20 protein-coding genes are annotated in these 22,767 nt (G+C 70.3%); 4 read left to right on the forward strand and 16 right to left on the reverse strand.

Going from position 1 to position 22,767, the window contains the following annotated elements:
• The first annotated feature begins 12 nt into the window (after positions 1 to 12).
• From A4R43_RS21705 to A4R43_RS43395, 4 genes are all read left to right on the forward strand, one after another.
• Complete coding sequence (locus A4R43_RS21705; RefSeq protein WP_113694013.1) at positions 13 to 2,205, forward strand: MMPL family transporter; 2,193 nt, start codon at positions 13 to 15, stop codon at positions 2,203 to 2,205.
• A 40-nt stretch (positions 2,206 to 2,245) separates the two neighbouring features.
• Positions 2,246 to 3,343 (forward strand): AI-2E family transporter, encoded by a 1,098-nt coding sequence (locus A4R43_RS21710; RefSeq protein WP_113694014.1) that lies wholly within the window; start codon positions 2,246 to 2,248, stop codon positions 3,341 to 3,343.
• A 121-nt stretch (positions 3,344 to 3,464) separates the two neighbouring features.
• Positions 3,465 to 5,462, forward strand: a complete 1,998-nt coding sequence (locus A4R43_RS21715) for a glycosyltransferase family 4 protein (RefSeq protein WP_162788539.1) — start codon at positions 3,465 to 3,467, stop codon at positions 5,460 to 5,462.
• Positions 5,393 to 6,496 (forward strand): hypothetical protein, encoded by a 1,104-nt coding sequence (locus A4R43_RS43395; RefSeq protein WP_205215061.1) that lies wholly within the window; start codon positions 5,393 to 5,395, stop codon positions 6,494 to 6,496. Before A4R43_RS21715 ends, A4R43_RS43395 begins: the two co-directional genes overlap by 70 nt.
• On the opposite strand, the gene A4R43_RS21725 is transcribed toward A4R43_RS43395, so the two are convergent.
• From A4R43_RS21725 to A4R43_RS21800, 16 genes are all read right to left on the reverse strand, one after another.
• Positions 6,470 to 8,479 (reverse strand): ATP-binding protein, encoded by a 2,010-nt coding sequence (locus A4R43_RS21725; RefSeq protein WP_162788540.1) that lies wholly within the window; start codon positions 8,477 to 8,479, stop codon positions 6,470 to 6,472. The genes A4R43_RS43395 and A4R43_RS21725 overlap by 27 nt on opposite strands.
• Positions 8,480 to 8,583: 104 nt before the next feature.
• Complete coding sequence (locus A4R43_RS21730; RefSeq protein WP_113694018.1) at positions 8,584 to 9,327, reverse strand: NADPH-dependent F420 reductase; 744 nt, start codon at positions 9,325 to 9,327, stop codon at positions 8,584 to 8,586.
• 31 nt (positions 9,328 to 9,358) lie between these two features.
• The gene (locus A4R43_RS21735; protein ID WP_113694019.1) at positions 9,359 to 10,504 is read right to left on the reverse strand and encodes an acyl-CoA dehydrogenase family protein; all 1,146 of its coding nucleotides are present in this window, start codon (positions 10,502 to 10,504) and stop codon (positions 9,359 to 9,361) included.
• Between the two features lie 32 nt (positions 10,505 to 10,536).
• A complete protein-coding gene (locus tag A4R43_RS21740) occupies positions 10,537 to 11,394 on the reverse strand; it encodes a sulfurtransferase (RefSeq protein ID WP_113694020.1) in 858 nt (285 codons plus the stop codon).
• Between the two features lie 50 nt (positions 11,395 to 11,444).
• Entirely contained in the window at positions 11,445 to 12,620 is a 1,176-nt protein-coding gene (locus tag A4R43_RS21745) for an MFS transporter (protein ID WP_113694021.1), read from the reverse strand.
• Positions 12,621 to 12,632: 12 nt separating this feature from the next.
• A complete protein-coding gene (locus A4R43_RS21750; protein WP_113694022.1) occupies positions 12,633 to 13,886 on the reverse strand; it encodes a styrene monooxygenase/indole monooxygenase family protein in 1,254 nt (417 codons plus the stop codon).
• Positions 13,883 to 15,019, reverse strand: coding sequence for an LLM class flavin-dependent oxidoreductase (locus A4R43_RS21755; protein WP_162788541.1), 1,137 nt, complete (start codon positions 15,017 to 15,019; stop codon positions 13,883 to 13,885). Before A4R43_RS21755 ends, A4R43_RS21750 begins: the two co-directional genes overlap by 4 nt.
• Positions 15,020 to 15,057: 38 nt before the next feature.
• Complete coding sequence (locus A4R43_RS21760; protein WP_162788542.1) at positions 15,058 to 15,804, reverse strand: TauD/TfdA dioxygenase family protein; 747 nt, start codon at positions 15,802 to 15,804, stop codon at positions 15,058 to 15,060.
• 341 nt (positions 15,805 to 16,145) lie between these two features.
• Positions 16,146 to 16,784 (reverse strand): histidine phosphatase family protein, encoded by a 639-nt coding sequence (locus A4R43_RS21765; protein ID WP_113694025.1) that lies wholly within the window; start codon positions 16,782 to 16,784, stop codon positions 16,146 to 16,148.
• A gap of 2 nt (positions 16,785 to 16,786) precedes the next feature.
• The gene (locus tag A4R43_RS21770; RefSeq protein WP_113694026.1) at positions 16,787 to 17,260 is read right to left on the reverse strand and encodes a flavin reductase family protein; all 474 of its coding nucleotides are present in this window, start codon (positions 17,258 to 17,260) and stop codon (positions 16,787 to 16,789) included.
• A complete protein-coding gene (locus tag A4R43_RS21775; protein ID WP_113694027.1) occupies positions 17,257 to 18,579 on the reverse strand; it encodes an aminotransferase class V-fold PLP-dependent enzyme in 1,323 nt (440 codons plus the stop codon). Before A4R43_RS21775 ends, A4R43_RS21770 begins: the two co-directional genes overlap by 4 nt.
• Positions 18,576 to 19,619 (reverse strand): isocyanide synthase family protein, encoded by a 1,044-nt coding sequence (locus A4R43_RS21780; protein ID WP_205215062.1) that lies wholly within the window; start codon positions 19,617 to 19,619, stop codon positions 18,576 to 18,578. The genes A4R43_RS21775 and A4R43_RS21780 overlap by 4 nt, the downstream gene beginning before the upstream one ends.
• Before the next feature lie 177 nt (positions 19,620 to 19,796).
• The gene (locus A4R43_RS21785; protein ID WP_335645170.1) at positions 19,797 to 20,903 is read right to left on the reverse strand and encodes a LysR family transcriptional regulator; all 1,107 of its coding nucleotides are present in this window, start codon (positions 20,901 to 20,903) and stop codon (positions 19,797 to 19,799) included.
• Positions 20,904 to 21,142: 239 nt separating this feature from the next.
• Positions 21,143 to 21,541 carry a hypothetical protein gene (locus A4R43_RS21790; RefSeq protein WP_113694029.1) on the reverse strand — a complete coding sequence of 133 codons (399 nt, stop codon included), beginning with the start codon at positions 21,539 to 21,541 and terminating at the stop codon, positions 21,143 to 21,145.
• Positions 21,538 to 22,281: an SDR family oxidoreductase gene (locus A4R43_RS21795; RefSeq protein WP_113694030.1), complete on the reverse strand. Its 744-nt coding sequence runs from the start codon at positions 22,279 to 22,281 to the stop codon at positions 21,538 to 21,540. The genes A4R43_RS21790 and A4R43_RS21795 overlap by 4 nt, the downstream gene beginning before the upstream one ends.
• 132 nt (positions 22,282 to 22,413) lie before the next feature.
• Positions 22,414 to 22,752, reverse strand: coding sequence for a hypothetical protein (locus A4R43_RS21800; protein WP_162788543.1), 339 nt, complete (start codon positions 22,750 to 22,752; stop codon positions 22,414 to 22,416).
• Positions 22,753 to 22,767 lie beyond the last annotated feature (15 nt).

The raw sequence follows: 22,767 nt of genomic DNA on the forward strand, positions 1-22,767 counted from the left end.
GGAGGTCCCGCCGTGCCCCGACAACCCGCACTCGAGCGCCTCGGCCGGTTCGCCGTCCGACGGCGCCGCTGGGTGCTCCTCGCCGCCGCCCTGCTCACGGTGGTCACCGCCGTGCTCGGCGCCGGCGCGCTCAGCGCGCTCTCCCTGTCCAGGATCGACGCGCCAGGCTCCGAATCCGACCGCGCCGCCGAGATCCTCGACCAGCAGTTCCACACCGGTACGCCCAACCTCGTCTTCCTGCTCACCGCGAAGCAGGGCACGGTCGACGACCCCGCCGCACGAGCCGAGGGCACCCGGTTCACCGACGTGCTCGCCGCGCAGATCGGCGTCGCCGAAGCCGGGTCCTACTGGAGCCGCGGCGACAGCCCGGCGTTGCGCGGCAACGACTCCCGGCAGGCGCTGGTGCTCGCCCGGGTGCCGGGCGAGGTCAACGAAGCGCGCGCCCGCGTCGGCGAACTCGCCGCCCAGTTCAGCGGGGAGACCGCCGGGTTCCGCATCGAGGCGGGCGGCCAGGACGTGGTCTTCCGCGAGATCGGCGCGCAGGCCCGCACGGACTTCCTGCGGGCCGAGATCATCGTCATCCCGCTGGTGCTCGTGCTGCTGATGCTGCTGTACCGCCGGATCACGCTCGCCTTCCTCACCCTCGGCATCGGCGTGTTCGCCATCGTCGGCACGCTCAGCCTGTTGCGCGGCGTCGCGGCCTTCACCGACGTGTCCACCTTCGCCGCGAACATCGCGCTCGTCATGGGTCTGGCCCTCGGCGTCGACTACTGCCTGTTCGTCATCGCGCGGTTCCGCGAGGAACTCGGCCGCGGCGCGGAGGTGGGCGACGCCGTGGTCACCGCGGTCCGCACGGCCGGGCGGACGGTGTTGTTCAGCGGGATCACCGTGGCCGCCTCGCTGCTCGCTCTGTTGCTGTTCCCCTTGTCGTTCCTGCGTTCCTTCGGTTATGCCGGGGCGTTCGTGGTGCTCACCGCGTTGATCGGCGCGCTGGTCATCCTGCCCGCCGCGCTGGCCACCCTCGGCCACCGCGCGGCCCGGCGCACGCCGGCGCAAACCGGCACCTTCTGGTTCCGGCTCTCCAGCGCGGTGATGCGGCGGCCCGTGCTCACCGGCGGGGCGGCCCTGCTGCTCGTCGTGCTGGTCGCGGCCCCCGTGCTCGGCCTGCGGTTCGGCCTGCCTGACGCGCGGATCCTGCCCGCGGAAGCGTCGAGCCGGATCACCGCGGAACAGGTGCGGCAGAACTTCGGCCAGGAGGAGTCGGACGCGCTGTACCTGGTCGCCCCGGCCGCCGAGCCGGGCGCGTTCGCCGACTACGCCCGCCGGGTTTCCGAGGTGCCCGGCGTCGCCCAGGTCGATTCGGCCGCCGGATCATTCCAGAATGGACAGTCCATTCCGGGCGGTGCGAACGAGCGCTTCACCCGTGACGGCGGCACCTACCTCACCGCGATCCCGACGCAGTCCACCCTCGAAGGGGACGTGCCCGCCTGGGTCGCCGACGTACGGGCGGTGCCCGCACCCGCCGAAGTGCTCGTCGGCGGCAGCCCCGCCGAGATGACGGACTGGCGGTCGAGCATGACCGAGCGGATCCCGTTGGTGCTGGCGGTGATCCTGCTGCTCACCTTCGCCGTGTTGTTCCTGCTCACCGGCAGCGTGCTGCTGCCGCTGAAGGCGACCGTGCTGAACCTGCTCAGCATCGGGCTGATGTTCGGTGTGCTGGTCTGGGTGTTCCAGGACGGCAACCTGGCCGGTGCGCTCGGCTTCACCGCCACCGGAACGCTGGAGTCCAGCATGCCGATGCTGATGTTCTGCGTGGTCTACGGGCTGTCCATGGACTACGAGGTGTTCATCGTGTCCCGCATCCGCGAGGAGTTCCTGCGCACCGGCGACAGCACGGCCGCCGTCCCGATCGGGCTCCAGCGCAGCGCACCGCTGGTCACCGCGGCGGCCGCGGTGCTCGCGGCGTCCTTCGCGGTCTACACCACCGGCGGTGTGGTCTATCTCAAGATGATCGGCCTCGGCATGGCGGTGGCGGTGCTGGTCGACGCCACGCTGATCCGGGGGGTGCTGCTGCCCGCGCTGATGCGGCTGGCCGGGCGGGCCAACTGGTGGGCACCGCCCGCGCTGCGGCGGATCCACCGGCGGTTCGGCATCGAGGAAGCAGCCAGCGCGCCACCGGTCCAGGACCGGGTGCCCACAGGCTGACGGCCAGCGGCGGCGGGCCCGGTTGTCTAGGGTGTGCCCCATGCGTGTGTCGCTGGATGCCGTGAAGACCCGCGCCGCGCTGCGCACGTCGGCGCGGATCTCCCTGCAGGTGCTGGTGGTGCTGGCGCTGACCGGGGTGGTGCTGTGGCTGCTCGGCCGGATGTGGGCGGTGGTCTGGCCGGTGGTGATCGCGCTGCTGATCACCACGCTCACCTGGCCGATCGCCCGGTTCCTGCGCCGCCGCCGCTGGCCGGCCGCACTGGCCGCGGCGGCGGTGACCGTGTTGTTCCTGCTGCTCGTCGCCGGGATCGTGCTGCTCATCGTGCTCCCGGTGGCGAGCCAGTCCGGCGCGCTGGCCGACGGGGTGGTCGACGGCATCCAGCAGCTGCGGCAGTGGGCGGCCGGGCCGCCGCTGAACATCGGCGAGGCCCAGATCAGCGGCGCGCTGGACACCGCGGTCACCCGGATCCAGGACAGCGTCGGCAGCATTCTCACCGCGACCGCCACCGGTGTCGGCACCGTGGCCAACGGCCTGGTCACCGCGGTGCTGTCGGTGTTCCTGATGTTCTTCTTCCTCAAGGACGGGCCGCGTTTCCTGCCGTGGCTGGGCCGTCAGCTGCCGGGGCGCCTCGCCACCGACGTGCCGGTGGTGGCGGAGCGGTGCTGGGGCACGCTCGGCTCGTTCGTGCGGTCACAGGCCTTCGTCGGCCTGCTCGACGCGGTGTTCATCGGGCTCGGCCTGTGGATCGTCGGGGTGCCGCTGGTGCTGCCGCTGGCGGTGCTGACCTTCGTCGCGGCGTTCGTGCCGATCATCGGCGCGCTGTTCGCCGGTGCGGTGGCGGTGCTCATCGCGCTGGTGTTCAACGGCTGGGTCGAGGCGCTGATCGTGCTGGGCATCATCATCCTGGTGCAGCAGCTGGAGGGCAACGTCTTCCAGCCCATGCTGCAGAGCCGCGGGCTCGGCCTCCACGCCGGGGTGGTGCTGCTGGCGGTGACGCTGGGCGGCAGCCTCGCGGGCATCACCGGCAGCCTGCTGGCCGTCCCGGTCGCGGCGATGTTCGCGGTGATCTGGACCTACGTCCGAGACCAGCTGAGCACGGCGCCGGAAGAAGACGAGCCGCTCGAAACTCCCACCTGACGGAAGTGGGCTCAGTGGAACGGGGAGCCCGCCATCGAGTACTTCGCCTGTCCGTGGCAAGGTCGTGAATCGGCGTGGCTTTCGGCCGAACCGGCCGGTCGAGAGCGGGCAGCCCACCGTCGTGGTGGCTGTGCACGACGGGTTCTACGGTTGCGGCACCGGCGCCGGTTACGCCAATCGCGGCTTTCTGGACGCGCTCATCACGCTCCTGCCGCCGGGCGTGCGGCTGGTCGTGCTCCCGGTCTGGCTCAGCGAGCGATCCCACGAGCGGCACCCCGAGTGGCACGCCTCGGCGCGGCGGTTGCTGAGCCGGGTGAACGCCAAGGTGCTGCCCGTCGACAACGGCACCGGCGGCCGCGACCGCTGGGGTGGCCTGGCCAATTTCCGCCGGCTCGCCGTGCACACCGCGCAGCGCATCCGCGAGCTGCCTTCGGCCGGTTCGTTGCTGGTGATCGCCTTCGACGTCCCGTTCCTCGGCCTGGCAGCCGAACTGCCGCCCGCGGTCCGGGAGCGCACGGTGCTCGTGCCGCGGTCGAGCGGGCTGCTGCACACCCCGTGGGACCACGCCCGGATCCGCTGGGAACGAAATGCGCTGCAAACCGACGGAACGCGCATCGGCGCCATTTCCGGCTACATGGACGCTCACCTGCGCGCCGACTACGGCGTGCCCCGGAGCGCCATGGTGTCGTTGCGGGACGGCCTGTCCCACCGCGAGTGGCCCCGGTACCAGCGGCGCCCATCGGCGTTCCCGGGCTTGCCGCCGGAGTTCCTGCTGTCCATGGGAAGAGCCCAGCCCTACAAGGGTTTCGACGACCTGCTCGACGCACTCGCCCTGCTCCGCGCCGACGGCTCCCCGGTTCCGCCGCTGGTGCTGGCGGCGAGCGACGAGTCCCCCGAGACCACCGGCTACCAGCAGGCGCTCGTCGCCCGGTTGCGCGAGCTGGACCTCCCGGTGACGCTGCTGTCCAGGTTCCGCCCGCAGGTCGCCGACCTGCTCGGGCACCCGGGGCTGCGCGGCGTGGTCGTGCCGTCCCGGGTGGAGCCGTTCGGCCGGATCCCGCTGGAAGCGTTCGCGGCCGGTGCCGCGCCGGTGATCACCACCACCGCGGGCGGGCTGGCCGAGCAGGTCACCGACGGCGTCACCGGGTTCCTGTGCCCGCCGAGCTCTCCCGCGCGGCTCGGCGACGCACTCCGCCGGGCGCTGGCTCTCGACCCGGCGGAGCGGGCCCGGATGCGCCGGCGTGGGTTCCACCGCGCGGTGCACGCGCACGACCACGTCGACGCGGTCCGCCGTTTCGTGAGCCACGTCGCCCCGTGGCTCGAGCTACCCGATCCCGATGGTCGGTTACGGTTGCTGGGCACCACCGCGCCACCTCGTCCAGCAGGGAGATCCGTGTCCACCGTGCCCCCGGTCAAAGTCCCGATCGGCCTGCAGGCGCGGCACTGGAACACCGTCGAGCCGCAGCGGCTGGTCCTCGTCGTCGCGCACCACGTCACCTCGCTGCTGAGGCTGCTCGACGTCGTGACGGTGTTCGACTCGGATCCCCGGATCCAGGTGGTGTTCAGCTGGAACGGCTCGGACCCCTTCCGGCACGGGCTGCACCGGTTCCTCGACGAGCTGGGCGTGGTCACGATCCCGTGGCACCAGGCCATCGACACCCGGTTCGACCTGGCGATCGCGGCCAACTTCGGCGGGCTCACCGAGCTGGATGCCCCGATCGTGATCTTGCCGCACGGCGCTGGCTATGCTAAATATTCGCCCGGAGCCCGGAGCCCGGAGCCCGGAGCCCGGAGCCCGGAACCCGGAACCCGGAACCCGGAACCCGGAACCCGGAACCCGGAACCCGGAACCCGGAACCCGGAACCCGGAACCCGGAACCCGGAACCCGGAACCCGTTCGGCTTCGGTCCCGAGTGGCTGCTCTACGACGGCCGTCCCATCGCGGATTCGCTGGTCCTCTCCCACGAAGACCAGTTGCCGCTGCTCCAGGCCAGCGCCCCCGCCGCCGTGCCCACCGCGGTCGTCGCCGGGGATCCGTGCTTCGACCGGATGTTGCGCAGCGCGCACCTGCGTGAGAGCTACCGCGCGGCGCTGGGCGTCAGCCCCGGCCAGAAGCTGATCACCATCACCAGCACCTGGTCCACCCGATCGCTGCTCGGCACCTGGCCGTCGTTGTTCCGCGAGACCCTCGCCGGCCTGGACGCCGAGACCCACCGGGTCTGCGCCGTTCTCCACCCGAACATCTGGCACGGCCACGGCCCCTGGCAGGTCCACACCTGGCTGGCCGACTGCATCCGGGCCGGCCTGATCGTGGTCCCGCCGACCGAGGGCTGGCAGGCCACGCTCATCGCCGCCGACCTGGTCCTGGGCGACCACGGCGCCACCACCTGCTACGGCGCCGGGATCGGCACCAAGGTCCTGCTCGCCGCGTTCCCGGACGCCGACGTCGTCCCCGGCTCCGCGGCCGGGGTGCTCGGCGACACGGCCGGACGCCTGCACCGGCATTCCCCGCTGCACCAGCAGATCACCCGAGCACTGGCGGCTCCTCCGGCCGACGCGGAGCCCGTCGGCTCGGCGCTGACGTCCTGCCCCGGCGAGTCAGCCGCTCGCCTGAGGACCTTGTTCTACCGCCACCTCAACCTGGACGAGCCGACGTCCGCGGCCCTCGTGCCACCGATCCCACCAGGCGCCCTCACCGTCCAATCGCGACAGAACGCCACCGCGGACCACGTGGTGTGCACCATCGGCGACACCGTCCACGCCGTCCGCTACCCGGCCGAGATCACCGGGACCAGCGCGACCGAAGCACTGCTGGACACCGCTTGCCTGGTGGTGCACGAGGACCACGCCCAACCCGACCTGGTGACCAAGGCGACCGCGGTGCTCATCGAAGGCACCGACCTCGCCGAGGCACGCCGGCGCCACCCCACCGCAACGGTGCTGGCCACCGCCGCGCCGGGTGACGGCCGGATCCTGGTCCGCGACAGCTGGCAAGTGGCGCTGCACACCGATTCCCCGGCCCTGGCCGCCGCGGCCGTGCACACCTGGCTCGCGACCCGCGGTGACCTCGGCACGTTGCCGCCGCGGTTCGTGATCACCACCGGTACCAGGACCGTGCCGGTGGAGTCAGTCGTCGTCCGCCGACTGCCCTGACGCCAGCTCCCTGGCCCGCGCCCGATGGCCCCGAGCCTCCTCCGCGCGGCCGGTGCGTTCCAGCAGACCGGCGAGGACCTGGGCGGTGTGCGCCTCCCAGGACTTGAGCCCCAATTCCCGTTCCTGGCCAAGGGATTCCCGCAGCAGCCGCTCCGCTTCCGCGAACTGTTCCTCACCGGCCAGCGTCAACGCCTCGCCGAAGTTGGCCGTCGCCTTCACCCGGTTGTGCAGCTCTGGCCCGTCGGCGAAGAACTCGATGGCCTGACGGCCCACCTCACTCGCTTCGGCGTGCCGTCCGGCGCGCGCAAGCATCGTCACGCCGTTGAGGCCGATCAGCGCCAGCTCCCTGGCGCGGTGCGCTTCCGGGAAATCCGGGACCAGAATCAGTTCGCGTGCCTGGAGAATCCGCGTGACCGCCGCCTCGTTCCTGCCGAGCCGTTGGTCCACAAAGGACTGCCACTGCACCGCCTTGGCCCGGGTGAACACCACAACTTCGTCCCCGGGCAGCTCGGCGGCCAGCGCGGCGGCGGCCTCGAACTCTGCCTCCGCCCGCTCGTTTTCCACCAAGCCGAAGTAGGACATGCCTCGCTGCAACCGCAGCATCAGCAACGGCCGCGCGTCGCCGGTCGCATCCTTGACGCGCTCCGCGGCGCCCAGGCCGACATCGCAGACTTCCAGGCTCTTACCGTGCAGTTCCAGTTGGTAGAGATAGGTCGACAAAGCCTCACACAGCTGCCAGCACAGCGAGTCGAGCTCGGTCTCCTCGGCCAGCTCGACCGCGCGAAGCAGATTGGCCTGCTCCAGCTCCAGATCGGCCACCGCCGCTTGCCACGCTCCGGGACCCGTGTAAGCCGCGGCCACCCGATCGAAGGACTCGCCGAACCGCAGCCGATCACTCAGCGAACGGGCGCGGGCCACCGCGAACTCCAGGTAGTACCCGACCACGTTCTCCAGCGCCTGCCGCCACTCCGTGTCGTGGTCGTCCGCGGTGAGGCCCTTGGCGTGGTCCCGCAGCAGGCTGTGCTGCTCGTACCGGCCTTCGTCGACGCGGGTGAGCAGATTGGCCGTCACCAGCGACTCCAGCCTGCGGAGCGAGGTGTCCTCGTCACGGCCGAACAGCGCCGCCGCGGCCGGGAGCCCGAACCGCGCGCCGGGGTGCAGGCTGAGCAGCCGGTGCGCCTCCTGTGCTTCCGGCGGCAGGTCCGCGTAACACACGTCGAAAAGCTGGGCGACCAGCAAATCGCTGTCCACCGCCAGCTCCCGCACCAAGGACGGGGCCGCCCGCAGTTCCTCGACGAAGTCCGCGACGGGCTGGTGCCGCCGCGCCCGCAGGCGCGCGTTCGCCACCCGCAGCGCCAACGGCAGGTGACCGCACAGCTCGGCGAGCACCGGCAGGTGGTCGGCCGCCGCCGTCAGCCGCTCCCCGGCGAGCTTGGTCGCCAGCAACTCCACCGAACTGGGTGGCGCGAACGGCCGCACCTCCACCACAGTGAAGTCCTCCAGCTCGAACGCCTCGGCCCACTTGCGGCTGGTGGCCAGCACCAGGCTGTGCGGCGAGTTCGGCAGCAGGTTCTTCAGCTGGGCGGCGGATTCGACGTCGTCGAGCACCACCAGCAGCTTCCGGTCCGCGGTGAGGTCCTGGTACTCCGCCACCAGGTCGTCCCACGATTCCGGCGGCTTGTCCACGCCGAACCGGCGCAGGAACCGGCGCAGCACGTCGGCCTGCGACACCGTCTCACCGGACGCACCGAGCGACGCGTACAGGACCCCGTCGGAAAAGCCCTGCCGGATCCGCTCGGCGAACGCCGCGACGAGCGCTGTCTTGCCCACCCCGGGAATCCCGGTGACCACGATGACCGCCTGGTGACCGCTCCGGCGAGCCTCGACCAGCTCCGCTTCGAGGCGGCTGAACTCGTCCACGCGGTTCACCACCACCCGCGGCACCGGCAACCTCGCCGCCGGCACCCGGCCCGCACCCGTCACGCTGCGTCCCCCATCACCGTCAACCCAGTAACACGCCGCCACTCTACCCAGCACGTCCACCCGAACTCCCCGGCCGACGAGCGGAACGGCGCGCCGTCCGGGTCTCAGGTAGGCAGCCGATCCGCGATGGGAACCCGAACCGCGCCGGCGACCAGAGCCTTGACTTCCGCGGCTGGCACCCCCGGCCCCGGATTGTCGGCGAACCAGCGCCGCAACTCGGCCGGGCTCGCCGCGAACGGTGGCTGCGCCGGGAAATACGGCAGCACGTACACCGGCATGCCCGGTTCGCTGCGCCAGCTGTCGGCCAGCGTGCCGATGTCGACCACGTCGTAGCCGATCCGGTCCAGCAGCTCGGTCACGTCCGCCTTGGCACCGGCGTCGTCACCGGCGATGGGCAGTGCGCTGCGGTCGGCCGCGCCGGCGGGCCGGACGGCGGTGAGCAGGCTGAGGAAGAACAGGTTGTTGCACGCCTTGACCACCCGTGAGCCCGACAGGTGACGCTGCACCAGTGCACTGGAGGTCAGTTCCCCGTTGTCCAGCACGGTGATGTGGCCGTCGCGCCCCGGGTAGTAGTTCATCGTGTCGATCACGGTTTTACCCACCAGCGCGGTGCTGGGCAGCCGGTCGTAGGCGGACAGCGGGATCGTCGCCACCACGAAGTCACCCGATTGGGCGGCTTCGGCGGGCGTCGCCGCTCGTGCTCGCGGGCCGAGTTCGGCGACCAGGCCGTCGAGGGTCTCGGGGCCGCGTGAGTTGCTCAGCACGACGTCCAGGCCGGCATCGACGGCAAGGCGGGCCAGCACACCGCCGATCATTCCGCTGCCGATCAGTCCGAGGGTGTACGTCACGGGTTCTCCACTTCTTCCGGCGAGCCGGTGGTCACGCGAACGGGGTCACGGTGTTGGGCACGCCGAGCAGCGCCGCGCCGTAGATCTCCAGGTTGACCTGCGGCACGAGCATTCCGTGGCGCGCGGCCACGCTGGCGTCCCGCCAGATCCGCTGCACCGGGCTGGCGTCGGCGAAACCGCTCGAACCGTGGGCGGTCATCAGGGTTTCCAAGGCGCGGTTGATGCTGCGCGACGCCACCGCGGCGTCGGAGCGGTAGCGGGCGCGGAGCAGTTCCCCGGGGTAGACGGCGTCGGCGGCGTGCTGCTCCAGCGCGCCGGCCGCTCGGTACAGGTGCAGTTCCGCGGTGTCCATGGCCGCGGCCGCCTCGGCGACCTGGAGCTGGAAGCCGACCGACTCGGCCTGCCTGGCGAAGCTGGTGAACGCGATTCCCTTGTGCGCCGCGGCTTCGACCACATGGGACAGCGCGGCGCGGCCGAGTCCGAGCTGTGGCGCGGCGACCATCAACACCAGCGTCGGGACCATCGCCGTGCGGTAGGCGGGGGCGACCTCGGGCGTGACGTTCGCGCCGCCCACCACCGGCCCCAGCGGCAGTACCCGGTGGTCGGGCACAAACGCGTCATCGACCACGAACCGGTTGCTGCCGGTCGACCGCATGCCCGCCATGTACCACTCGTCGACGACTTCGAAGTCCTCGCGCGGGACGAGGAAGGCCGCCGGGCCGTCGTCCAGGACGGCGGCGGCGATCGTCCACTCGGCGTGCCAGATGCCGGAGGCGTAGCTCCACGCACCGCTGAGCCGGTAGCCGCCGGGCACCTTGCGGACCGGGCCGCTCGGCTTCAGCGCTCCGCTGACCAGCGCATCGGGATTGCCGCCCCAGACGTCGTCCTGCGCCTGTTCGGGGAACAGGGCCACGCACCAGTTGTTGCCGTTCCACAGGCCGGTCAGCCAGCCCGCGCTGCCGTCGATCGCGGCCACCGCGGCCGCCACGTCGATGTGCGTGCGCAGCGACGCCTCGCCACCGCCGTACCGCTTCGGCACGGCGGCACGGAACAACCCGGCCTCCTGCATCGCGGCCACGGTCTTGTCGGCCAGCCGCCGTTCGGCGTCGGCCTCGCCGGCGGCCTCGGTCAGCTGCGGGGCAAGGCCGTCGATGGCGGCCATCAGGTCCTGGCGCATCGCGCACCTCCTCTGCTCGGGATGGATCGGGATCAGCGACTGCCGTCGCCGCGTTCGACGGGCACACCGACCAGCGAGCCGTACTCGCCCCAGGACCCGTCGTAGTTCTTGACATCGGGCCTGCCGAGCAACTCGCTCAGCACGAACCACGTGTGCGCCGAGCGAGCGCCCACCCAGCAGTAGGTGATGGCTCCGCGTGCCAGGTCCAGCCCGGCGTAGCACCGTTCCAACTCCCGCTCGGACTTGAACGAGCCGTCCTCGTTGAGCACCGCGTCCCATTCCAGGTTCACCGCCCCGGGCACATGACCCGCGCGCTGCGCCACCTCGTGCGGGTTGTTGCCCGGAGCGAATGCCTCACCGGCGAACCCGGGGGCGAAGATGCGGCCCGCATACTCGTCCGGGGTGCGGACGTCGATCAGTTCCTTGGTGCCGATCGCCGCCAGCACCTCGTCGCGCGTCGCCCGGATGGAGAGGTCGGGGTCCGCGGCCTGGTAGCTGGTCGCCGGGCGAACCGTCTCTTCGGCGGTGAGCGGGTGGCCGTCGCGCTCCCATTTCTCCCTGCCGCCGTCGAGCAGTTTCACCGCCCGGTGGCCGTACAGCCGGAAATACCACAGTGCCAGCGCCGCGAGCAGGTTCTTGTTCCCCGAATAGAACACGACGGTGTCGTGGTTGCCGATGCCTTTCCGGCTCAGCAGCTTTTCGAACGAGCCGCGGTCGATGACACCCAGCCGCAGATCGTCCTGGAACTCGTCCCAGCCGATCCAGACGGCGCCGGGCACGTGCCCCTGACGATAGTCGGCGTCGCTGTTCCCGGTTTCCACGAATACCGTTTCCGGGTCGCCGACCTGGCCGGTCGCCCACGCCGCGTCGACGACGGAGTCGTGTTCCATGGACCGCTCCTCTGCGGTTGGCGAAGAAGGTGGAGTTGCTCAGCGGCGCGTCACGTAGTTGCCGTGACTTCGGGCTCCGCCGCCGGACGGCGGTCCCGCTGCCAGGCGAAGAGCGTGACGAGGATGCCGGCGACGGTGACCGCGGCGGCCACCAGATAGACCGGGCGCAGGCCCAGACCACCGTCGATCACCAAGCCGCCGAGCCACGCCGCGAACGCCACGGCGATCTGGTAGGCGGACGCGTTCACCGCGAGCGCCAAGGTGGGTGCCTGCGCGGCGTTCTTCAGCACGTTCGCCTGCATGCCGGGAACGATCGAGAAGCCGAGCGCCCCGATGAAGAAGACCAGGATCGCGGTGCCGACGAGGTTCGAGCTGGCCAGCCACATGCCGAGCAGGACCGCGGTGGTCACCGCGAGCATGCCGATCAGCGACGGCATCAGCGCGCGGTCGGACAGCCAGCCCCCGGCGAGGTTCCCCGCCGTCGCACCGACCCCGTAGGCCAGCAGCAGGATCGGCACCGCGGCGGTGGAGAACCCGGTGAGGTCGGTCATCAGCGGGGCGAAGTAGGTGAACGCGATCAGCTGGCCCGCGCTGCCGACGGCGGTGACCAGGATGGCGAGCTGCACACCGCGCTTGCGGAGCACCTTGAGCTCACCGAACGCCGAGGTCGTCACGTCGTTGGGGACCGACGGCACAAAGCGCAGCACCAGCAGCAGGCCGACCGCGCAGGTGATCGCGATGGCGACAAAAGTCGCCTCCCACCCGAAGCTGTTGCCGACCCAGGTGCCGAGTGGCGCGCCGAGAATCATCGCGAGCGTCAGACCGAGGATCAGCTTCGCCACGGTGGACGCCTGCTTCTCCGGCGGCGCGGTGGACGTGGCGATCACGATCGCGTTGGCGAAGAAAGTCGAAGTCACCGTCGCGGTGATGAAGCGCGCGACGAACAACACGGCGTAAACGGGCGCGAGCGCGGAAACCACGTTTCCGACGATCGCGATCACCAGCAGGATCAACAGCAGCCGCTTCCGCGGATATCGGGCGGTGAGCGCGGTCACCAGCGGGCCACCGATGATCATGCCGATGGCGTACGCGGTGACCAGCAGACCGGCCGAGGAAATGGACACGTCGAGATCGTTGGCGATGTCCGGCAGGATCCCGGCCGGCACGAACTCACCTGTGGTGATGCCGAATACGCACACCATGAGGGACAGGACGCTGATGGGCATTTTTCTCTCGAATCAATCGGTTTTGCCGGCGGTTTGCGGTGAACTGGTCAGCTCGGTGCAGCTCTGGACGAAGGCATCCACCCCTTCCGGACTGGACAGCACGGCCCACATCGCGACCGGGTCGTGGAAGCCGCTGACAAACGCGTCCGCGATCCGCTTGTCCTCCGCCGCGCGGCCGAACAGCTCGACGACGTGCGGCGGGGGCGGGGCCAGGAACGCGTTGCTCCACTCGACGACGTGCCGCGCGTGCTCCCACAGCCGAGCGGACGCGGCACGGCAGAACCCGGCGTCGAGCGGCCCGTTCGCCGAGGCGATGAGCTCGGCCAGCGTGAATGCCGTGTGTGAGCCCAGGTTGGCACCCTGGGCGGTGAGCGGGTCGTTGGTGATCCAGGCGTCGCCGATGGCCAGCGCGCAGGTCCCGTCGCCGAGCTGGGCCCACTGCCGCCGGACCACCGGAGTGACCCCGCCCTGCGCCAGTTCACCGGGCGCGACGAGGTCGAACCGCGTGGTGTCGATGCGTTCGCGCAGGCTGGGTGCGTGCTCGGCCACCAGGCGCAACACCTCCCGGCGGAAACCGTCCGGATCGGCGTCGGCGTCGAGATGGGCGGGCGGCTCCAGCGGGCCGCCGGGGACCGCCTCGAACGCCAGCACGTGTGCCGGGCCGAGGCGGGACAGGAACGGAATCCGCAGGATCTCCCCGATTCCGGGCAGGAAGTACAGATCCAGCGAGTGCGGGACGTCCTCGACGATGCCGTGGTAGAAGCCGCTGCAGAGAATCCGCTGTGGTGTGGTGTGCGGTGACCGCGCCGGATCCACCGGGAACACCTCGCGCAGGGACCGGTCACCGTTGGCGACGACCACCAGATCGTGCCGTCCGGCGACCTCCGCCGCGGTGACGGCACCGATCATCACGTCGCCACCGCGGTTGACGAACTCTTCGAACAGGTGCGGGAGGTAGCGGCGGAAGTCCACCACGCTCGACGGTGGCGTCAGTGTCGCGGCGAACTCCAGGTCGAGGCCGCCGCCGTTGATGGTGATCGACCAGCTGCGCACCCGGGCGTCGTCGGACTCCCACGCCCGCACCCCGAGCGTCTTTTCTCGTTGCTGCGTCGGGCCGAACCGCGCCGGGAAGTTCCGCGGCCGCGCGGTGGCGAGTTCGCCGGGCGTCTGCGCGGAATACAGCGTCACCGGCACGCCGAGCTGCTGCAGGCGCAGGGCCAGGTGCAGCCCGGCGATCCCGGCGCCGATCACGCCGATGCCGGTCATGCGGTCACCTGCCGGGCGAAATCGGCCGACCGCACCTCGGCGGCCAGCCAAGCCAGACTGTCCACTGTGTACTCGGCGGCCTGCGGGGAAGCCAGGGCCGAGACCGGAATCAGCACGGGCAACCGCAGACCGGCGTCGGCCAGTTCGCCGAGCCGGTCGAGCACGGTCTGCCTGCTGCCCACGATCGCCACCTCGGCGACCAGTTCGTCGGTCACGCGGGACAACGCGTGCTCGACCTCCTCACGGGTCAGCCGATGCGGCAGCAACTGGGACAGCCCCTGGTAGTCGTCGCCGAACGGATGGGAGACACCGCATTCGTGCCACTTGGCCGCACCGGCGTGCAGTGCCACGAACCGGATTGCCTTTGTCCTGGCCAGTTCCCGGGCGTCGGCGTCGGTTTCGGCCACCACGATCGGCACTCCCCCGGCGGCCACGATCCGATCCGGGTCACGCCCGGCCGCGACGGCGGATTCCCGGACGACCGCCCATTTCCGGGCGTATTCGGCAGGCGGCATCAGCTCCGGCGGGAGCCAGCCGTCGCCATAACGCCCGGCGAGCGCGGTCATCCGGGGACCACCGCCACCCACCCAGATCTCCGGCACACCACCGTCCGGCGCCCGAAGGTCCATGATCGCGTGGTCGAGGGTGAAGAACCGGCCTTCGAAGTCGTACGGGCCCTTGGTGTCGAAGAGCATCCGCAGCAGGCGCAACGCCTCCTCGACCCGGCCGGCCGGGTGGTCGTGGCCGATGCCGTACGGCTGGAGGTTCTCCAGTGCGCCCGCGCCGATACCGAGCACCGGCGGGCGTTCGGTGAGCTGGGCCAGGGTCAGCGCCGCCTGGGCCAGCACCGCCGGATGCCGGCGGCGTGGATCGGTGACACCGACCGCGAGTCGCACCGACCCGGCGCGCGAGGCGAAGTCGCCCAGCACGGTCGCGTATTCGAGCGACTGGTCGGGTGTCGGCAGGCCGGTGGCCAGATAGCTGAAGCCGGCATCCCACGCCTGCCGCGGGAAGACGTTGATCAGGTGGTCGAACACCAGGAACGTGTCGAACCCGGCGGTCCTGGCCAGCTCGAGCAGGCCGCGCCCGCCGTCGATCGGCCCGACCGCGTCCCACGCCAAGCCCACCTCCATGCCCCGCTCCTCACTCGGTGTCGTGGCTGCCATGGGACTCAGATGACCTCGACCCGCTGGAGATGGCGCTTGGTCGGCCCGGTGAACGCGTTGCGCCCGTGGATCAGCGAGAAGTTGTCCGCCAGCACGATGTCGCCAGCCCGCCAGTCGTGGTCGTAGCAGTACTCGGGCCGGTGCACGAGTTCCGCCAGCGTGGTGAGCAGTTCGTCCGCTTCGGACTCGTCGACGCCGTTCACCTTGACGTGGACCGGGTTCTTGTACTTCTCCGGCGCCAGCGGCTCGGCGAACCGCAGCACGGGCAGCCCGGTCGCGGGGTGCTGGGAGACCAGCCGTTCGGTGATCTCACCGCCGTAGTGCACGACCTTCTCGGTCGAGTAGGTCATGCTGATCCGGCTCCACCGCTCGCGCAGCTCTTCGTTCACGTCGCGGTAGACCTGCGTGGTGTCGGAGAAAACCGTTTCCCCGCCCACGCCCGGTGTCGCGTCGAGGCACTGGAACATGAAGTACCGCGGGTTCGCTTCGACAAACGCGCCGTCCCAGTGGAATGGGACGTCACCACTGCCGAAAAGGTAGTTCTTCGGATTCTCCTGGATGACCAGGTCGATCACTTCCTGGTCATCCCACTTGAGCACCTCGCCCCATTGACGGCAGTAGTCCGCGAATTCCAGCGGGTCCAGCAGGTCGAACCCGCGCAGGACCAGCACCCGCGACTCCTCCGTCCAGCGGCGGACCATCTCGACCGGGATGTCCTGGATCCTGCCCCGGCCACCGGATGCCTGCACCACGCGGCCGAACGGGCGAAGCGGAACGTGCCTGAGCTTGGTGTGCTCGGTGGAACCACAGGGAAAGCTCGGGGCGGAGGGTACTGCCGAATTCGTCATGTGATCGCCTTCCTGCTATTTGCTGCGACGTGAGCGCCCGGAATCACCCGAGCTGGAAATGATTTACGACACGGCTGATCACGTCGGTCGAGAATTCGCCTCCCCGGCGACTCCCGTAGAATTTCACATCCGATCGAGCCGACGCAACAACCGAGCCATTGGATAACCGGAGCCGACCGATAAAGAAAACCCTATCGATCCCGCGACGGGGTGCCGCGGGCGGGCGAGTCCTCCTTCCGGTGTGTTCACGGGCTGGCGTAGACCGGCCGGTGGTGGTCCGGCAGAAGATCGGCGAGGTGCTCCGTCGCGTTCAGCGCACGGAGGACCGGGTACTTCCCGTCGAAATACACCTCGGACACCGAGGCGTTGTCCGTGTGCAACTGGCTCCGGCGATGCTGGGGAACGCCGAGCAGCCGGCAGAGCAGCACCCCGATGAACCCGCCGTGCGTGGACCAGACAACCGTGCCCGGCGGCAGGTTCTCCGCGGCCCGCATGGCGCGGTCCGCCAGCGCGGCCACGCTCTCCCCGCCTTCGGGCACAACCCGGTCCGGGCGGGCGCGCCAGGCGTCGAAGGTGGCGGGCTCGCGGGCGCGGATCTCGCGTGGCGTTCGCCCCTCCCATGCCCCCATGCCCAGTTCACGCAGATCGTCGTCGAGCCGCACACCCAGCCCGTGCGGTGCCGCTATCGCTTCGGCCGTCGCCACCGCGCGAGCCAGCGGCGAGCTGACGACGTGATCGATCCGCCGATCCGCCAGCCGCCGGGCCAGCGCGGCGACCTGGCAGTCGCCCGGTCCGGTGAGCGGCACGTCGGCCTGCCCGCTGACCACCCCGCTGGCGTTGTAGGTCGTCTCCCCGTGCCGGACGAGCAGCAGCCTGGTCGCCATGCCTAGGCCACCCGGTGGAACGCGCCGCCGAAGAACACCAGCGCCTCCTCGCCCGTACCGCAGTGCGCGCTCAGCACCTGGCCGATGACGATCGAGTGGTCGCCGCCGCGGTAGGCCTCGACGAGCCGGCATTCCAGCCAGGCCAGCGATCCGGCCAGCAACGGCGCGCCGGTGCGGACACCCGGCGTCCAGCGCACGCCGTCGAACTGCGCGCGGCCGCTCGGCCTGCTCCGGTCGGCGAAGTACCGGGCGATCGGTTCCTGGTCGGCCTTCAGCACCGACACCGCGAACGAGCCGGCGGACACGATCGCCGCGTGCATCCGCGCCTTGCGGTTCACGCAGCACAACACGAGCGGCGGTTCGAGCGAGACGGAGCTGAACGCGTTGGCGGTCATGCCGTGGCAGTGCTCACCGGCCACGGTCAGCACGGTGATCCCGGTGGCGAACCGCGCCATCACCTCGCGCAACCCGGTCATCGCAACTCCGGCACTGGCCGGGGATCGGGCCGCGGCCGCCAGCCGCCGCCGGTGTCCGCGTATGCCCACTTCGGACCGTTCGACACCAGCTCGCGCAGCCCGTGCACCAGCCGGTCGACGTGCTCGGTGGTGGTGCCGAGGCCGACGCTCACCCGCACCGCCTGAGCGGCCCCGTCGTGACCACAGCGGTCCAGCAGGAACCGCACGGCCAGATGGGCGCAGAACGCGCCGTCCCGCACGCCGATGCCGTACTCGGCCGCCAGCGCGGTCGCGACCAGCCGCGGATCGGGCCGGGTCAGGCTGAACGACACCACCCCCGTTCGCGGATGGTCCTCGTCCCACAACCCGAGCAGCCGCACGCCGGGAACACTCGCGAGACCGTCGCGCACCCGGGCCGTCAGCGCCTGCTCGTGTTCGACCAGCGGGCCCCAGCCCAGCCTCGTCAGCGTCTCGCACGCACCCGCCATCGCGTGCGCACCGACGACGTTCGGTGAGCCGCCCTCGTGCAGGTGCGGCAGCCCGGTCCAGGTCACCGTCTCGGCACCGGCGTCGTCGGCGACCGACTCGGTCGCACCACCGCCGACCAGGTACGGCTCGGCGTCGGCCAGCCAGTCGCCCGACCCGACCAGTGCGCCCGTCCCGAACGGCGCGTACATCTTGTGGCCGGACACCGCGACCCACGAAAGGCCCCAGCCCGCCTGGTCGATCGGCCGGTGCCCGGCCAGTTGCGCCGCGTCGAGCACGGTGTGCGCCCCGAACAGCCGCGCCACTTCGGCCAGTTCGGGTATCGGCCACAGCTCGCCGGTGACGTTCGACGCCCCGGTCAGCACCACCAGCCGCGGACCGCTGGGCGCGTCGGCCAACGCGCGCGCCAGGCTGCGGACGGCGTTCTCGGGGCTGGCCGGTATGCCGAGCCGGTGCAGCCGGGCGTTCCGCCACGGCAGCAACGCCGCGTGGTGTTCGGAGGCGAACCGGAACACCTGGGTGCCGGCCGGCAGCGATCGGCCGAGCAGGTTCAGCGCGTCGGTGGTGTTCCGGGTGAAGATCACCGCGGCGTCGGGCTTCGCGCCGACGAAGGTCCGCACCGAGTCCCGCGCCCGTTCGTACGCCATCGTCGACACCTGCGACGCCAGCCCCGCCCCTCGATGCACGCTGCTGTACCACGGCAGCAGCCGGTCGATGCCGTCCCGGACGTCCACCAGGCACGGGGTGCTCGCGGCGTAGTCCAGATTGGCGTACTCGACGTGCCCGCCGGTCACCAGCGGCACCCGCAGGCCGGCGCCGAGCAGGGCCGGGGTGCTTTCGACGGCGACGGTCACCTGGCCGCCTCCTCGGGCCTGATGCTGAGGTGCGGGGCGACGAAGTGGCTGGGCCGGTCTTCCCGCCAGACGATGGTCGCGTCGACCCGTTCGGCGTCGGACCGCTTCACCAGCGACACGGAGCGCCCGTCGTCGAGCGCGACGCCGTGCCACGGCGTCAGCCAGCTGTCCCCGGTCCGCATCAGCTGCAAGCCGAACTTCTCCGAATGCGCGGGCTGTGGGTGAATGGACAACCGCATCGCGTCGGGAAACTTTTCCGCGACGACCCGGCTCCACGCATTGCTGCGGCGGATGGTGTGATAGGTCCGTTCCTTGGACTCGGTGCGCAGCTTGGTCCGCGAAACCTCACCACCGTGCACGCCCACCGCGTCCTCGAACAGGAAGCGGTGAATACCATTGAACAGTGAACGCGTTCCGTCGTCTACGCGAATTTTTTCTTTCAGCTCGGTAACGGTGTCCGAATAGTCGCGTTCCAGGATGTCCCGCAGCACCGGGTAGTTCATCATCCCGAATGCGTCGTCCAGTCCGTAAATCGCCAACGAGGTCAGGTTTCCGGTTCGGATGATGTTGGCGAGGCTCTCCCGGTAGGCGGTGACCGTGGCGTCGCTGACGCCGACCACGTCACCGAAGACGTGGCCGTCCGAGCAGATGGTGATCCGTGCGCCAGGCGGGTAGAAGTGGCTGATGTAGTCGCACAGGGACTGCAGGAAGGACAGGGCCAGCCGTTCGCTCAGGTCCGGCAGCTCGCCCAGCACCTTGGTGCGGTTGGGAGACTTGGCGGGAAAGGCCGGAATGACGAACTCGATCCGCTCGCAGTTTTCGACGAATCGATCGATCTTCGTCCGTCGCGCTTCGAAGCAGTCGATGCACGCGCTGTCATCGCCGTCCGGCGAATCGATGATGCGCCGGAACCGGTAGAGCACTTCCAATACCCGGCGGGCCACATCCGCGTGCGGCAGCGTATCAGTTGATTTGACTTCGGAAATTTCTCTCACCGAGACAGAATCTCCCCAGTATTGATCATGCGAGCGTTTCGGCACCAAAGCCTCCCCAGTTCTAGTGCCAGCTGATTTCCCATTATCGCCTGACGCCGGTCGCGATTAGCAAGGAAGGATCAATCAGAGTTTGGCGCGATTCGATAGCCGGTCACTTATCGATCGTTTCGCGCATACCACCGGATGGCCCACCCGGCACGCGGCGTTCGCCGAAACGTCCGGTCAGCACTCGATGGGCTGCAGATCCGGCCGGACACCGGCGTCCTGCGTGACCCCGGCGGGCAGGCCCTCGCCGCGCAGTTGCTCGCAGATCTCCTCGAGCGCCGCGATCTGCGGCCGTTCCCGGTGCGCGGCGGGCCAGACGACGCCGAACGTGCAGTGGGGCAGGTCCACTACCGGCACGTACCGGATGTCCGGGCGGGGGTAGAGGTCGGCCGCCACGGCCGGGACGAAGGCGATCGCACCGCCGAAGGAGGCCATCGACAGCAGCGACTCGAACCGGGTGACGCGGTGGTCGGTGTAGCGGACCGGGGAGCCGTCCGGCCGCGGGTCGGCGGCCCAGAACTGCTGGCCGCCCTGGAACATCTGCGACGCCAGGCTGACCACCGGAAGCCCGGCCAGCTCCGCCAGGGTCACCGACGAGCGCGCCGCCAGCGGGTCCGAGCTGGCGATGCACACCACGCGGGGCTCCGTGGTCAACGGCACCGCGTGCAGGCCGTCGGGCACCGGCAGGTAGACGAACGCGGCGTCGATCTCGCCGCTGTCCAGCGCGGTGGTCTGCTCGACGAAATCGAGCACGTGGATGTCCGGGCCGAGGCAGGGGTACAGCGCCCGGTAGGCACCCAGCACACCCCGGGTGGCGGTCAGGGCGGCCACGTTCTCGCACATGCCGACCCGCAGCCGGGACGCGCCGGCCACCGAGCGGGACGCCGCCGTGCGAAGGTGGTCGGTCGCTTTGACCACCTTCTCGACCAGCGGCAGGAGCGCCTGCCCGGTGGGCGTCAGCTCGACGTGCCTGCTGGTCCGGGTGAAGAACTGCACGCCGAGGCGCTGTTCCAGCGAATGGATTTGCTGGCTGAGCGCGGGCTGCGTGAGGTAGAGGCGGCTGGCCGCGCGCTTGAAGTGGAGTTCTTCGGCCAGCGTGAGCAGCATGCGCAGCTGGTGAATCGATGGGTCCTTAGCCGCCACAATTCCCCCTCGTCGCAACCGTCCCTGCCGAGGGTACACAGGAAACCACCTGGCAGCGCCTGTCCGCCGGGCCAGCGGCCCCGTTGATCTTTGACTGGCCTGTGGCAATCGGCAGCTCCCGAACGAATAGGGGCAATCCACTGCAGAGGGGGACAAAAAATGAAGCGAAAGATCCTGACCGCCAGCGCACTGACGGCCGGGACATCCTGTGCCTCACCGACCATCTCTCGCCAGCAGGCACGTCCGTCGGCCTGACGGTGAGGTTCGGTTCATCGACCTGCCGAACAGTTTCACCACTGGTGACACGGCCTATTTTGATGCCTGCGTCAACTGAAGCGACTGACGCCCCGGGCCAGGAGCCACCTCGCCCGGGGCGGTCGTCACCCCTTTTCGAGCTTGCTGGTGAGCGGAAGCAGCACCAGCGGGATCACCACGGCCGCCGTGAGGGCGGCCAGCAGCGGCACGCGTTCGCCGGGCGTGAGGTGGTGCAGCAGTTGGACGTGGATCCCCAGGTGCGGCACGGCGAACACCAGGTACACGGCGAGCGCCGTACGGGCCATGCTCCGCCGCACAAGGAAAACGCTCACGCCCAGCACCACCGACGTGGCCAGGCTCATCGCGCCGTAGTCCATCATCAGGTGCGCGTTGTACGGCATGCGCATCCCCACCCACGGAATGTCGAAGAACGAGCGGGGCGACAACAGCGCCCAGCCGCCCACGGCGAACTGCGCCACGGCAAGGAAGCCCAGGCCTGCCCGCAGCCAATTGCGGGCACTCATGCGGCGAGGAACTGCTCGAAGGTGATGCGTCCGTCGGCGTGCTCAGGGGTCAGGTGTCCCCCTTCGCGGTAGCCGCGGATGCCGGCCCCCGGCATCGGCAGCGACACCACCGGCCGGCGGCTGGCACGCGAGCGAGCGTAGGCGCGGGCCAGCTCGGCGGCGGGGCGCACCTCGGGCCCGCCCATGTCCGGCACCCGGCCGGCCGGTGGCGCGCCGGCCAGCCTGGCCAGGCGGGCGGCGACCTCGCCCGCGTCGACGGGCTGGAAGCTGACCCCGCTCGGCATCACGATCATCGGCAACCAGCGCTGGCTCGTGCACATCCAGACGATGAGCTCGTGGAACTGGGTCGTGCGCTGGATCGTCCACGGCAGGGCGGAGCGCTCCACGAGCTGCTCGCAGGCCAGCTTCGCCCGGTAGTAAGCCAGGTCCACCTGCCCGACGCCGACGATGGACACGTACACCAGGTGCGGGCGTCCGGCTCGCGCCGCCGCCTGGATGAGGTTGCGCGTACCGGCGATGTCCGCTCGGCCGTTGCCGGTCGCGCAGTGGATGATCACGCCGACGCCGTCGACCGCCTGCTCCAGGCCCTCGCCGGTGAGCAGGTCACCGCGCCACGTCCGCTCGTCCGATGGCGGCTTGCGGCTCAGGACGCGGACGGCATGACCGTCCGACAGAAGCTGCGGCACGAGCGCGCGGCCGAGCCGGCCGGTGCCGCCCGTCACCAGTATCTGGTTCGTCACGGGTAGGAATCCTCCGAGGAGAGCTGTCAGGTCACCCGTTAAGAACCGGACAGGCCTCCGGAATGTGACAACCGGAGCTTGGCGTCCTAGCCGGAGGCCAGCGGCGCTACCCTGAAATCACGTCCTACGGTGTCAAGCTCCGTCGCCCGGCTCGACCCATTCCGGCACCCGTTTGACCCGGTCCAGGATCAGGTCCGCCTGCCCGGGCTTGCGGGTGAGAACGGTTTCCTCGATGTGCACGGTGAGCAGGTTGAACGCCCCGGCCTCCTGTTCGGTGTTCGGCCACAGCGCCGCCGCGTCGCTGTACAGGAGGGACAGGTGCTGTGCCAGCGTGCCCTCGTCTACGGCCAGCCGAACCGGTGGCTCCAGCGGCTCGTCCCGCCACGCCGAAATGACCACGCTTTTCTCCTCGGCGTGGTAGGCGGCTTGCCCGCCGACCAGGTTCAGCCGGCGGACAAGCTCACCGAGCAAATTCGGCTCCCGCCT

The organism is Amycolatopsis albispora (assembly GCF_003312875.1).
GTDB lineage: Bacteria > Actinomycetota > Actinomycetes > Mycobacteriales > Pseudonocardiaceae > Amycolatopsis > Amycolatopsis albispora.